Origin of the sequence: Oceanobacillus sp. FSL K6-0118 (genome assembly GCF_038006665.1) — a bacterium.
Classification (GTDB): Bacteria; Bacillota; Bacilli; order Bacillales; family Amphibacillaceae; genus Oceanobacillus; species Oceanobacillus caeni.
Window position 1 is genome coordinate 1,011,924 of the sequence record NZ_JBBOVR010000001.1, and the last position, 12,925, is coordinate 1,024,848.

A 12,925-nucleotide genomic window follows, 5' to 3' on the forward strand; every position below is an offset into this window, starting at 1 on the left:
AAAAAATGCATACAATTGAAGAGGCTATAGCTGATTTGCAAAAAGGAAAACCAATTATTGTAAGTGATGATGAAAACCGAGAAAATGAAGGAGACTTTGTTGCTTTATCTGACAGAATAACACCAGAAGTCATCAATTTTATGATTACCCATGGAAAAGGACTTGTATGTACACCGATAGAAGAGAAATTGGCAAAAAAATTAGGTTTGTATCGAATGGCTAGAGAAAACACTGATCCACTTGTTACAGCTTTTACCATATCCATCGATCATATAAAAACAACAACTGGTATAAGTGCTTATGAGCGAGCATTAACGATTCGCGCATTAATGGAAGCGGGGGTAAAAGAAGAGGACTTTAAAAAACCTGGACATGTTTTTCCCATCATTGCTAAAGATGGTGGTGTTCTCACACGCCCAGGTCATACAGAGGCTGCTGTGGATTTGGCGAAATTAAGTGGAGCTTTTCCATCCGGGGTTATTTGCGAAATTATTAAAGAAGACGGAACAATGGCTCGAATGCCTCACTTAAAAACGTTGGCAAAAAGGTTTGATTTGAAATTTATTACGATAGCGGACTTAATTGCTTATCGAAAGAAAACAGAAATGATCATTTCTTAGGGAAATATAGAAGAAAAGGGGAGAAATAAATGGTAAATACAATCGTAGGAAATTTAGTTGGAACAGATTTAAGAATTGGAATCGTAGTTGGGAGATTTAACGAATTTATTACGAGTAAATTATTAGATGGTGCTATAGACACATTAAAAAGACATGGTGTGAGTGAAGATCAAATGGATGTAGCTTGGGTTCCTGGTGCATTTGAAATTCCGTTAATTGCCGACAAAATGGCGAATCAAGATAAATATGATGCAGTGATAACGTTAGGTACGGTTATACGTGGTTCTACTCCTCATTTTGATTATGTATGTAATGAAGCTGCTAAAGGTGTTGCACAAGCTTCTGTGAAAAGCGGGAAACCTGTTGTGTTTGGGGTATTGACGACGGAAACAATTGAACAAGCAATAGAAAGAGCTGGAACAAAGGCAGGAAATAAAGGCGCAGAAGCTGCTGTAACAGCAATTGAAATGGCAAATATGATGAAATTAATAGGGTAATGATTTGGAGCCAAGTATGTACATATTATACATACTTGGTTTTTTGTTTTCTTAAGTGGAAAAATATAGTCTTCTAAGCTAAACTAAGGGTTAGAAGAACTTAAGATGATTCGAGATATCTATCCCACCATCAATGGGAGATGAAGGAAAACCTCCACTGATGGAAGTCTTCTTTATTACTTTCTGGGGGAGATGACAATGAAACTATTATTAGGCCAACTGGCATTAACATTCGTAATTTGGATTGCAATGGCTGTTTTCTATAGTGATATGAATCAAGGAAGTAAGTTGATTTTTTATTTAGTAACTTCATGGTTATTATTTATTTTTGTAGTGGTGATCAAAACATGGTTGACAAATCGAAAAGAGAATGCAAAATAAGCTTTTAGAGGTTGTTCAAAAAGTCCGGTGAAAATGACACTTCGACGTTTCTAGTTGGCTTGCTTTTCCGCTACTCACGTATTAATTGCATACGTTCCGTTGCCGGGAGCTACGCCGCCTCGAACTGCGACGCACAGGACGTGCTAGTGTCGGCGTTGCAATAGGACATTGCGCATTTAGCCGACCTCGGTCCTTTTCATCCTCCTTTTTGAACCCACACTTTTATTTAAAGGAAGATACCTATGCTAACAATTGAAAATTTATATAAGTCGTATGGCGAAAAAGTGTTATTTAAAGATATTACGTGTACCATCTCGCCAAATGAGCGAATAGGAGTAATCGGGGTTAATGGTACTGGAAAGTCCACCTTTTTAAAGGTAATTGCTGGAATTGACTCTGCAGAAAAGGGAGATATTTATCACCCGAAAGATTATCATATAGAGTATTTAGCGCAAGAACCAGAACTTAATCCAGAATTATCGGTGATGGAACAAATCTACTATGGTGAAGCAGAAATCATGAGATTAATGCGGGGGTATGAAGCGGCTTTACTAAAGCTCCAACAAGATCCTGAAAACCCTGATATTCAAAGTCATTTAATGAAAATGCAACAAAAAATGGATGAAGAAGATGCTTGGGAAGCTAATACCACTGCCAAAACGGTATTAACAAAGCTAGGTATTATTGATTTTGATAAAAAGGTCTCTGAACTTTCTGGTGGTCAGAAGAAGAGAGTAGCGATTGCGAAAGCATTAATTCAACCAGCGGATTTATTAATTTTGGATGAACCGACCAACCACTTAGATAATGAAACCGTGGAATGGTTGGAAAAGTATTTGCAAACATACAAGGGTTCTTTATTATTAGTAACGCATGATCGTTACTTCTTAGATCGAGTAACAAATAAGATCTTTGAGTTGGATAAAGGGTATTTATATATTTATGAAGGAAATTACCAAGTTTTCTTAGAAAAAAAGGCAGAACGCGAAGAGCTAGAGATAAGTAATGAAACGAAACATCAAAACACTTTAAGACGGGAATTAGCGTGGCTAAGACGAGGTGCAAAAGCTCGTTCAACGAAGCAAAAGGCTAGAATTGATCGTATTCAGGAGATGAAAGAGAAATCATTTGATACGAATAAAGATCAGCTTGAATTTCAAGTAGGGTCAACTAGACTAGGTAAGAAGGTATTGGAGTTAAAAGGAATTTCTAAAACCTTTGCAGGCAAAACATTAATTAAAGATTTCAGTCATCTAGTTGTCCCGGGGGATCGTATCGGAATTATTGGACCAAATGGCTCGGGAAAATCAACTTTACTTAATATGATGGCGGCTCGTATAGAAGCTGATGATGGGGAAATTGATATTGGGGAAACGGTCAAAATTGGTTATTACACACAAGGTGATGAAGAACTAGACGGAGATTTACGAATCATTGACTATATCAAGGAAGTTGCCGAGGTCATCCATACAAAAGATGGGCAAATGATTACTGCGGAACAAATGTTAGAGAGATTTTTATTTTCTAGGTATGAACAATATACGTATATTCGTAAACTTTCTGGTGGGGAGAAACGTAGACTTTATCTACTAAAAGTATTAATGACAGAGCCCAATGTATTATTTCTAGACGAACCAACGAATGATTTAGACACACAAACACTAAGTATTTTGGAAGAGTATTTGGATCATTTCCCCGGTGTCGTTCTCACTGTATCCCATGATCGTTATTTTTTAGATCGGGTAGTGGATCAACTATTTGTATTTAAAGGAAATGGACGAATCGATCTCTTTTACGGAAACTACAGTGAGTATTTAGATAAACTAGGAATGGAAAGAAGAGTGGAAGTCAAGGCTGAAAAGGTAAAGGAGACAGCAAAACCGAAAAAGCAACGAAAAAAATTATCGTATATGGATCAGAAAGAATGGGATCAAATAGAGGATCAAATAACGGAATTGGAAATGAAAATAGAAGCATTACAAAATGGTATTGTTGAAGCTGGAAGTGATGCTGAGAAAGTTCAGGAGTTATTTAAAGAACAGCAAGAAGTTGAAGCGGAGCTAGAAGCAAAAATGGAGCGTTGGGAAGAATTGTCTTTACTGATAGAAGAAATGGAAAATGCCTAGAAGATATGTTTAAATATATGTTTTTAGTGGAAAATAATATAAGATTATTCGAGGATGAATCTTAGAAAACTTAGCATTCACTATTAGTGTGTTTAAAAAGACCGAGTCGGCTAAGAACACAACGTCCTGGGACTACGATTACTCATCCCGCGGTAAAGATTTGTTGCAACGCTGCCCCTACATAGGGAGACGTGAGTTAGCCGCAAAGGCTGTTTTAGTCGGCCTTCCTTTAATTTGTTTTCTGCGCGTCGGGAATTCGAAGTGTCATTTTTACTGGACTTTTTGAATAACCTCTATTAGAATTTAGCAATGCTTGGTTGGCTTATGTAGGGGAAGTCTTCTTTATGCTTTCCTACGACCAGCTAACATAAAGAGATAAGTCCTATACTTTTTTCTGAACTTTTATCTTTATTAATCAACTAGGAGGAATTAAATGAAACTTTTCCAGGTAAGAAAGGGTCAATTTGTTTTCTATAAAAATGAATTGCATAAAGTATATAGTGTAAAACCAATGTTTAAAAGATCAGTCCATTTATATCGCTTAAAGGATATGCAACAAGTTTTAACGCAAGCGAAAGAGATACAGTATTACAAACCGAAACATAATGATACATTTATTTTTTATGGTAAACGTTACACAATTGACGAAAATGAAAAAGCTAAGCCTGGAGATTATATTCTCATCGTTAAACCGGCACCAGACTTTCTTGATCACTATTCTTTAAATGAAATTGAAAAGGTAGAAAGTGTGGAAGGTGGAAATGTTGTAACGACAAGAGATAATGGTGTTAAACATCATGAGTATGTCGTATTAGTTCCTGGTAAGAAAGACGCTAGCCAGGAAATTGCTTATTATGACAAGAGCCTAGTACCCGAAGAAAAACAATTACAAGATGAATCGATTTCGTATTTAGCTGAAAATGATGATGCATTAAACCCGGTTGTTGGGGATATTTATTTGGATGTTCAAAACAAAACAAAAGCAATGATTGTGGCAATGACAGAAGACGAGGTTGTTTTTGGGCATGGAGTAAGAGTGCATGTTGCCGAGCTTTTAAACGAAGACAACTATGAATTGCTATATCGATTTGATGAAGATTAAATAGAATTAAAAAAGCAGAGCAAATTGAATTTGCTCTGCTTTTTTTAATGAAAGAGTGTTTGGGCTGTGACAGGTTTTCATGGACGATTGAAGGAGGAAACCAGCCAGATTTGTCCGTGACAAAGGATCTCATGGACGATTGGAGAAGAAAACTAGTTAGATTTGTCCATGATAAGGGATCTCACGGACGATTGAAGGAGGAAACCAGCCAGATTTGTCCGTGATAACTCCTGATATTGTATCTATAAAGTAGACAATTTTAGAAAGTGTCCTATTCATTTGATAATCTTATATATAGAATTAGATAGAAAATAGGGGATGAATATGACAAGACAACTAAAAAGATACAGTTATGAATTAAAGAAAAAAGTGGTTGAAAAGTATTTTGAGGGGTATGCAATCCGAGATTTGATAAAGGAATATAACATTAGTGCACCTCGAGTAGCGAATCGGTGGGTTAATAAGGTACGTGAAGGAGGTTATGAAGCGTTAAAAGATACAAGAGGTATGAAAAGCATAGGTAAACAGAAACGAAAAGAAGAGGAAACCAAAGATGAGCTTATCGAACGACAAGCATTACAAATCGAATATTTAAAAAAGCTTTTGGAGCTGGAAAGGATGTGAGAAAGCAGAAAGAGGTACAATTTGCCTTTATAGAAGCAAATGAGAAAGATTATCCTGTTACGATGTTAGTGCAACTGACTGATGTATCACGATCTGGTTATTACAAATGGAAAAAACGTGGAGGGGGTAGTGTGCAGGCACAAAAGGACGAAGAATTATACAACTATATCATCCAATTACATCATAAACACCGTGGTACATTGGGAAGAAAAAGAATGAAAATGGCATTAAAGGAGGAATATGACATTGAGGTTGGAGAGATGCGTGTCTCTAAAATCATGCGGAAATATGGTATTCGTTGTAAGATCCGCCAAAGGCGCTTTGTTAAGCGTAACGAGATAAATAAAAAAGTACCGAATATATTAAATCGAAACTTTCAAGCAAAGAAACCCGGAATGAAGTTTGCGATTGATATTACCTATTTACCAGTGATAGAGGGGCCAAACAAGAATCTTTATTTGTGTGCGATTAAAGATTTATTTCATGACGAGATTGTGGCGTATTCTATTAGTCAACGTCAGGATATAGAGCTTGTATACGAAGCGTTAGATCGTTTAAAAGAAAAAAAGTTTGTGAAAGGTGCCATTTTACATAGTGATCAAGGCACACAGTTCACAAACGCTGGTTATCAAATGCGTGTCAAAGAGATGGGCCTCACCCCATCCATGTCCCGCAGAGGCAACTGCTGGGACAACGCATGCATTGAAAACTTCTTTAGTCATTACAAGTGTGAAATAGAATGTTTTTTTGAAAACACAGAGACTGTATTCGAAGTTCAAAATGCGGCAAACCAATATATCCATTACTTTAATCATAATCGAATCAACACAAAATTACAAACGAGTCCTGTAAAATATATCAAGCGTTACGCAAGCTAAAAATGCACCGCAGGGAACCACAGCGGAGCTGCTTGCCCTTGCCTGGCATGCCTCTTCTTAGTGATTCGGTGTGTTGGGGATAGGGGCCCCCGACCAGCGAGAACTTAGAAGAGATGGTTCGTGGTACGCTCTGTGTGCGAATAGGGAGCTTTAATAGCTTTATTTTTCCCGATTCGCCACTTTATTCACCACCACGAACCCAAATGCCTGGCAAGGGTGGCGTATATGATCATAGCTCAAACTATCGGAAACAAAGGTATTGTGAAAAGTTTTTTGAGACACTTTGGTACTGTCTACTTGACAGAAGCAGGTGTAGGATCTCACGGACGTTTGAAATAAAAATCCAGTATCTTTTGTCCATGATACCCACTCTCTACGTTTGAAGCAACACACGATTAAAGAAAATAATGAAGTATTCCCGCTTATCAAGGAATATGAGGCCAATCAAAGTAAAGAACTGCTAGAAAAGATTCGGGTAGCAAATGGTGGATTAGAAGATGAACATAACGCTGTAGGAAATCTGTTGAAAGAAATGAGAATCATTACTGGTGATTTCTTACCGCCAGCAGATGCATGTGGTTCTTATCAAATCACATATGCGTGCTTAGCAGAATCAGAAGAGGATACGTTCCAACGCATTCATTTAGAAAATAATATATTATTTTCACGTCTATAGTTTGAACTATAAATAATAAAACAAGGCTCCAGAGTTCCAGAGCCTTGTTTTATTTTATATGATTCCAAGTGTTGTTAAGAACACAATAATAATCGTTATCGGAACTAACCAGCGTATAAGTTGGTACCATACGTGATACGTGTTAATCCCAAATTGACCTCCAGCTAGAAATTCTTGTTGTACTAAAGTTCGATCCATTTTAAATCCGACAAATAAAGCGATGAACAAACACCCACCCGGTAGCATAATATTACTAACAAGGAAATCTGTAGCATCAAATACGGTCAAACCGAAAATTGTGAAATCACTAAGTATATTGGAAGAAAGTGCAGCTGGAATACCAGCGATGAATACTAATAGAGTTGAAATACTTGCTACTTTTCTACGCGAACGGTTTTTATTCATAAATGCTGCTGTTATAATTTCAAGCATGCTAAAGGAAGAAGTGAAGACCGCAAATGAAAACAACCATAAGAATAAGCTCAAGAACAATTCACCAAATGGCATGCTGCTAAAAGCTTCTGGTAATACGATAAACAATAACCCAGGTCCTTCTGCTGGCTCCAATCCAAATGCAAATACAACAGGGAAGATAGCTAGTCCAGCAAACAAGGAAACTAAAATATTCATAATCGAAACAGAACCAGCTGATACTGGTAAACTTACATCCTTACCTAAATAGGAACTATATGTTACCATAACCGAAATTCCAACTGCTAAGGAAAAGAATGATTGTCCTAATGCATATAAAATGTTTTCCTGATTTAATTTTGAAAAATCAGGTTCAAGGAAAAAGCGGATACCTTCTATAGCACCTTCAAACGTGACAGCGCGAATCACTAATATGATAAAAAAGATAAATAATAGCGGCATTAATATTTTACTAGCCTTTTCTATTCCATCTTGAATTCCGAAAGAAACAACTATCATATTGATTAGAAGAAATAGTGCAAAACCTAAGAGGGTAACCCATGGAGTGCCTGTGATTTGGGAGAAAAGTTCATTATAATTAGCGCCTTCTTGAACAATAAGTCCAGGAATAGACAAAATACTATATATGAGAACCCATCCACCAACGACACAATAAAATGACATAAGTAAAAAAGCCCCAACAACTCCCCAGTGACCAATATATTTAGAAATACCATTTGGTAAAAGCTTTTTATAGGCACGAACAGCTTCCGTACCAGCCCCCCTACCAATAATGAATTCTGCAATTAGAATAGGTAATCCAATAATGATGGTAAAAGCGATAAATAATAAGAAAAATGCTCCTCCGCCATTAGTACCGGTCATATATGGAAACTTCCAAATTGCACCAAGGCCTATGGCAGCACCAGCAGATGAAAGGATAAATCCTAAACGTGATGTCCATTGTTGTTTTTTCTGCATGAAACTATGTCCTCTCTTTTGTATATCTCTGCTTTACAATTCTATAAGTATAACATAAGCATATCCATGTAAACAAATGTTCTTAAACAATTGGCCTTTTAATAAAATATAGTGTCAGATGAATTTAGAAGTAGTATGAGTCTCTCTTTAAAAAAGGGAAAGGGGATGCTTATATGTCAGTTTCTTTAGATACGAACAAATTAAAGAACTACATCAACGGAAAATGGGTGGAGGTGAAAGAAACAGTAGCTGTTATTAATCCAGCGAACGGTAAAGAGATTGTTCAAGTTCCATTATCCGGTCAAGATTCGGTAAATGATGCTGTTTTTGCGGCAAAGAACGCTCAAAAAGAATGGGCACTTGTACCAGCTCCACAACGTGCACAATTTTTATATCGAGTTGGTCATTTATTAGAAGAAAGAAAAGAACATTTATCTAAACTGCTAACGATGGAAAACGGAAAAGTAATTGAAGAGGCAAGGGGAGAAGTGCAGGAAGGAATCGATATGGCCTTTTATATGGCAGGAGAAGGTAGAAGGATGTTTGGACAGACGACCCCGGCAGAACTAAAAAGTAAGTTTGCTATGAGTCAGCGGGTTCCAGTTGGAGTAGTTGGGATAATTACCCCTTGGAATTTTCCGATTGCAATCGCAACATGGAAATCATTCCCGGCAATTGTTGCTGGAAATGCAGTAGTATGGAAGCCAGCTTCGGAAACGCCAATTATGGCTTATGAACTCGCTAAAATTTTTGAAGAAGCTGGTCTACCAAAAGGAGTAATAAATGTTGTTTTTGGTAGTGGAGCGACTGTTGGAAATGCGATGGTCCATCACGACGATATTCGAGTGATTTCGTTTACAGGATCTAATGATGTCGGTAGAAATATTGCGGCTGATTGTGGTAGACAACTAAAAAAGGTTTCACTAGAGATGGGGGGAAAAAATGCAGTAATCGTTATGGATGATGCTGACCTAGATTTAGCGGTCGAGGGAATATTGTGGAGCGCCTATGGAACAAGTGGGCAGCGTTGTACAGCATGTAGCCGTGTTATTGTGCATGAAGCAGTAAAAGAGCAGCTTGAGAAAAAGTTATTAGTAAAAATGAAAGAATTAACAATTGGCAATGGTTTAGATGAAAACATAAAAGTTGGTCCTATCATTAATCAGGCAGGTATGAATAAAATTAAAGATTATATCGAGATTGGTAAAAAGGAAGGTGCCAGATTAGTCGAAGGTGGATATGAATTAAGCGGCTCTGGTTTTGAGGGTGGATTTTTCTTTGCTCCAACTTTGTTTACAGATGCTAAACCAGATATGAGAATAGCGCAGGAAGAAATCTTTGGTCCGGTTGTTTCGTTAATTCCTGTCCAAAGTCTAGAAGAGGCGATTGAGGTTAATAACGGGGTGTCATTTGGTCTATCAAGTTCTATTTTTACTCAAGATGTAAATCGTGTATTTCAAGCACAACGTGATTTAGATACTGGTATCGTGTACGTGAATGCAGGAACAACTGGAGCGGAAATTCATTTACCATTCGGCGGTACAAAAGGAACGGGAAATGGTCATCGTGATTCAGGTGTTCAGGCACTGGACGTGTTTACAGAATGGAAGGCGGTTTATGTGGATTATAGTGGTAAATTACAACGTGCCCAAATTGACGTAGACTAATGAAGACACTTAGAAAACTTGACATTCGCATGCTTTTAGCGAATGTCTTAGTTGCACTTATGCAGGGGGTACCTGCCAATGAAAGTAAACAACTTTTGAGATACTGGAGGTAACCGTATGAAAGTTGGTGTATTGGGATCTGGGTTAATGGGGAAAGAAGTGGTAAGAGATTTAGTAACGAGTCCGAATGTTTCAGCTGTTGGTTTGGCTGACGTGGATTTAGATCGTGCTCAAAAGGTATGTGAACAACTTGAATCGGCTAAACTAACCGCCTATCAAGTTGATGCGAATAATCTTAATGAATTAGAGAATTTCATGAAACAGTTTGATGTGATTATTAATGCATTATTTTATACTTTTAATGAAACAGTTGCTAAGACGGCTATTAAAGTAGGGGTAAATTCTGTTGATTTAGGAGGACACATCGGTCATATAACGGATAAAGTATTAAAATTAGCTGAGGAAGCCAAAAAAGCTAAAATTACAATCATTCCGGATCTAGGTGTTGCTCCTGGCATGATCAATATTTTATCTGGCTATGGGGGTAGTAAACTAGATAACGTTAGGTCTATTAAACTATTTGTTGGTGGAATTCCATTAAGACCAGAGCCTCCATTTCAGTATAATCATGTATTTTCCATGGAAGGCGTTTTTGATCATTATACAGACCCATCCTTTATTATACGAAATGGCGTGAAACAAGAGATTCCTTCCTTATCTGAAGTAGAGGAAATTCATTTTGAAAAATTTGGACCTTTAGAAGCCTTTCATACTTCGGGGGGGACATCTACTCTGTCGATTTCATTTCCTAACCTAGAGGAATTAGAATATAAAACCATACGCTACCCAGGCCATGCAGAAAAATTTAAGTTTTTGATTGATTTAAATTTAACGCGTAAAGGCTTTAAAGTAGATATCAACGGAATGAAGGTAAGTCCGAGAGAAGTATTTTTAAAAGTGCTGGATCCAATCGTAGAATTAGGAGAAAAAGACGATGTTGTATTACTTCGGGTTATTGTCTCAGGTTTAAAAGACGGGAAACCTTGCAAACGTCAATATGAAATGGTGACCTATAAAGAAAAGAAAACAACAGCAATGGCTCGCGCTACTGCTAATACGATTTCTGTTGTTGCACAAATGATAGGAAATGGAACGATCAAGGATAAAGGCGTTCTACCTCCAGAGCAAATAGTTCCTGGGGATTTGTATATAAAAGAAATGGCAAAACGTGGAGTAAATATAAAAGAGTGCTAATGCTGATAGAATGTGACTGCTAGAATGTAACCTGCTATGTGAAGCAGGTTTTTTAATGTTGTTCGTTTCGAATATAATAAAGAAGACTTCTTACTGCCCATTTAGGTGGAATAAAAAAAGGCCATTTCAAATGTTTTGAAATGGCTTACATCTGTTGGAACAGACCTATAAAGGAATGTGAACAGACTAGGCAGTAACTTATTCGTAGGTTTTAACCGTGAATGAACACGGTTGATTAATTAGTATTATAAAGCAAAGTAAAACATTTGTAAACGATTTCTATCGTTAATTTCTAAATATTTTTTATTATGATTAAAAAAACAGTTCATGCATTAAAAAAATACATGAACTGAAGAGGATTATTTTGCAGCCTTTTGTAATTTTGTAATCATTTGTAAAGAACGACCTGTTCCAATTGCAACTGATTCTAGTGGACTAGGTGCAATATGAACGGGAACATTGATTACTGTAGACAACCATTTTTGTATTCCATTTAATAATGCTCCGCCACCAGTTAGAACAATACCGTGGTCTACGATGTCTCCACTTAGTTCAGGTGGGCAATCTTCTAATGTTGCACGGATTGTATCAAGGATTTGTTCTAGAGATTCTTTAAGAGCAGAGTGAATTTCTTTAGATGAGATTGTAATGGTTTTTGGTAACCCCGTAACCATATCACGTCCACGAACCTCCATATTTACTTCTTCATGATCCGAATCTGCATGGCCAATCTCCATTTTAATACTTTCAGCAGTACGTTCCCCAATTAAAATGTTGTAATGTTTGCGAATGTGAAGAATGATTTCTTCATCCAAACGATCGCCTGCTACACGTACTGAATTACAAGCAACTACACCCCCGAATGAGATAATTCCAACCTCGGTTGTACCTCCACCAATGTCAACAACCACACTTGCAGTAGGTTCATCAACCGGTAAGTCAGCACCAATTGCTGCAGCAACTGGTTCTTCTATTAAATGTACATTCTTTGCACCGTAACTAGTGACTGCATTGTGGATTGCGCGTCTCTCCACAGAAGTACTTCCAGATGGAGTACAGACTACAACAATAGGTTTCCTCGTAGAAATTCCTGCTTTTTTGCTTACCTTTTTTAAGAGAACTTTTAACATTTGCGCGGTTACGTCATAATCCGCAATAACGCCATCTTTTAAGGGGCGGATAGGTACGATGTTTTGAGGAGTTTTTCCGATCATTTCTTTTGCCTCAGCCCCAACGGCTACGACTTGTTTTGTATTTATGTCAATTGCCACAACAGATGGCTCATTTAGTACGATACCTTTTGATTTTGAATAGATCAGGATGTTAGCTGTTCCTAAATCAATTCCAATTTCAGCATTTGAAAACATTTAAGTTCCTCCAATGAAGTCAGACTTTATATAGTAATACTTCTAATTCTACTTTTTTATGGGGGTTGTATAATAGTTTTAATTTTTCCCTTTAATAGATTTTAGAAACTTCCTATATATATCTAATAGTGAAAAGCATATTAATAAAAATAATCCGAAATAGAGAACAAATCAAGTGACAATTTGTTTACAAAAAAGGTGGTTTTGTAACAAATGACGCCATTAAAAAAAGTGTCAACATTAATATTATGGAAAATTTTGTAGGAAGAAGCATCCCTATCCATTTATTCTAAATCAAGGATTTTTCAGTTTGATGGATAAATCAAGGTTTTCTCTTTTTT

General features: G+C 36.9%; 11 protein-coding genes and 1 pseudogene. 10 read left to right on the plus strand and 2 right to left on the minus strand.

Annotation, left to right across the window (positions count from 1 at the left end; all coding sequences use genetic code 11):
* Positions 1 to 5: 5 nt before the first annotated feature.
* From ribB to MHI02_RS05340, 8 genes and pseudogenes are all read left to right on the plus strand, one after another.
* Positions 6 to 614 (plus strand): annotated as a pseudogene (gene ribB, locus MHI02_RS05305) (3,4-dihydroxy-2-butanone-4-phosphate synthase); the annotation flags it as partial.
* Between the two features lie 35 nt (positions 615 to 649).
* Positions 650 to 1,117: a 6,7-dimethyl-8-ribityllumazine synthase gene (gene ribH, locus MHI02_RS05310; protein ID WP_257457734.1), complete on the plus strand. Its 468-nt coding sequence runs from the start codon at positions 650 to 652 to the stop codon at positions 1,115 to 1,117.
* A 198-nt stretch (positions 1,118 to 1,315) separates the two neighbouring features.
* Positions 1,316 to 1,498: a hypothetical protein gene (locus MHI02_RS05315; protein ID WP_216884283.1), complete on the plus strand. Its 183-nt coding sequence runs from the start codon at positions 1,316 to 1,318 to the stop codon at positions 1,496 to 1,498.
* Positions 1,499 to 1,740: 242 nt separating this feature from the next.
* Positions 1,741 to 3,624, plus strand: coding sequence for an ABC-F family ATP-binding cassette domain-containing protein (locus tag MHI02_RS05320; protein ID WP_060668443.1), 1,884 nt, complete (start codon positions 1,741 to 1,743; stop codon positions 3,622 to 3,624).
* A gap of 433 nt (positions 3,625 to 4,057) precedes the next feature.
* The gene (locus MHI02_RS05325) at positions 4,058 to 4,726 is read left to right on the plus strand and encodes a hypothetical protein (RefSeq protein ID WP_047185718.1); all 669 of its coding nucleotides are present in this window, start codon (positions 4,058 to 4,060) and stop codon (positions 4,724 to 4,726) included.
* A gap of 324 nt (positions 4,727 to 5,050) precedes the next feature.
* Positions 5,051 to 5,350: a helix-turn-helix domain-containing protein gene (locus MHI02_RS05330; RefSeq protein ID WP_052771789.1), complete on the plus strand. Its 300-nt coding sequence runs from the start codon at positions 5,051 to 5,053 to the stop codon at positions 5,348 to 5,350.
* Positions 5,347 to 6,228, plus strand: a complete 882-nt coding sequence (locus tag MHI02_RS05335) for an IS3 family transposase (RefSeq protein ID WP_052771790.1) — start codon at positions 5,347 to 5,349, stop codon at positions 6,226 to 6,228. The genes MHI02_RS05330 and MHI02_RS05335 overlap by 4 nt, the downstream gene beginning before the upstream one ends.
* Positions 6,229 to 6,607: 379 nt before the next feature.
* The gene (locus MHI02_RS05340; protein ID WP_060668442.1) at positions 6,608 to 6,904 is read left to right on the plus strand and encodes a hemerythrin domain-containing protein; all 297 of its coding nucleotides are present in this window, start codon (positions 6,608 to 6,610) and stop codon (positions 6,902 to 6,904) included.
* Positions 6,905 to 6,958: 54 nt separating this feature from the next.
* Here MHI02_RS05340 and MHI02_RS05345 read toward each other — a convergent pair whose 3' ends face one another.
* Positions 6,959 to 8,296: a sodium-dependent transporter gene (locus MHI02_RS05345; protein ID WP_145523826.1), complete on the minus strand. Its 1,338-nt coding sequence runs from the start codon at positions 8,294 to 8,296 to the stop codon at positions 6,959 to 6,961.
* 173 nt (positions 8,297 to 8,469) lie between these two features.
* Here MHI02_RS05345 and MHI02_RS05350 point away from each other — a divergent pair, with 173 nt between their 5' ends.
* On the plus strand, positions 8,470 to 9,963 hold the full coding sequence (locus tag MHI02_RS05350) for an aldehyde dehydrogenase family protein (protein WP_204798679.1): 1,494 nt from the start codon (positions 8,470 to 8,472) through the stop codon (positions 9,961 to 9,963).
* A gap of 117 nt (positions 9,964 to 10,080) precedes the next feature.
* The gene (locus MHI02_RS05355; protein ID WP_204798680.1) at positions 10,081 to 11,217 is read left to right on the plus strand and encodes a saccharopine dehydrogenase family protein; all 1,137 of its coding nucleotides are present in this window, start codon (positions 10,081 to 10,083) and stop codon (positions 11,215 to 11,217) included.
* 359 nt (positions 11,218 to 11,576) lie between these two features.
* Here MHI02_RS05355 and mreBH read toward each other — a convergent pair whose 3' ends face one another.
* The gene (gene mreBH / locus MHI02_RS05360) at positions 11,577 to 12,584 is read right to left on the minus strand and encodes a rod-share determining protein MreBH (protein ID WP_145523828.1); all 1,008 of its coding nucleotides are present in this window, start codon (positions 12,582 to 12,584) and stop codon (positions 11,577 to 11,579) included.
* Positions 12,585 to 12,925: the final 341 nt, after the last annotated feature.

What these genes read in the sequence shown, in the direction of transcription:
- mreBH (WP_145523828.1), bottom strand. Translation starts at nt 12,584, where the DNA reads ATGTTTTCAAATGCTGAAATTGGAATTGATTTAGGAACAGCTAACATC.
- MHI02_RS05315 (WP_216884283.1), top strand. Translation starts at nt 1,316, where the DNA reads ATGAAACTATTATTAGGCCAACTGGCATTAACATTCGTAATTTGGATT.
- MHI02_RS05320 (WP_060668443.1), top strand. Translation starts at nt 1,741, where the DNA reads ATGCTAACAATTGAAAATTTATATAAGTCGTATGGCGAAAAAGTGTTA.
- MHI02_RS05345 (WP_145523826.1), bottom strand. Translation starts at nt 8,296, where the DNA reads ATGCAGAAAAAACAACAATGGACATCACGTTTAGGATTTATCCTTTCA.
- MHI02_RS05350 (WP_204798679.1), top strand. Translation starts at nt 8,470, where the DNA reads ATGTCAGTTTCTTTAGATACGAACAAATTAAAGAACTACATCAACGGA.
- ribH (WP_257457734.1), top strand. Translation starts at nt 650, where the DNA reads ATGGTAAATACAATCGTAGGAAATTTAGTTGGAACAGATTTAAGAATT.
- MHI02_RS05325 (WP_047185718.1), top strand. Translation starts at nt 4,058, where the DNA reads ATGAAACTTTTCCAGGTAAGAAAGGGTCAATTTGTTTTCTATAAAAAT.
- MHI02_RS05355 (WP_204798680.1), top strand. Translation starts at nt 10,081, where the DNA reads ATGAAAGTTGGTGTATTGGGATCTGGGTTAATGGGGAAAGAAGTGGTA.
- MHI02_RS05330 (WP_052771789.1), top strand. Translation starts at nt 5,051, where the DNA reads ATGACAAGACAACTAAAAAGATACAGTTATGAATTAAAGAAAAAAGTG.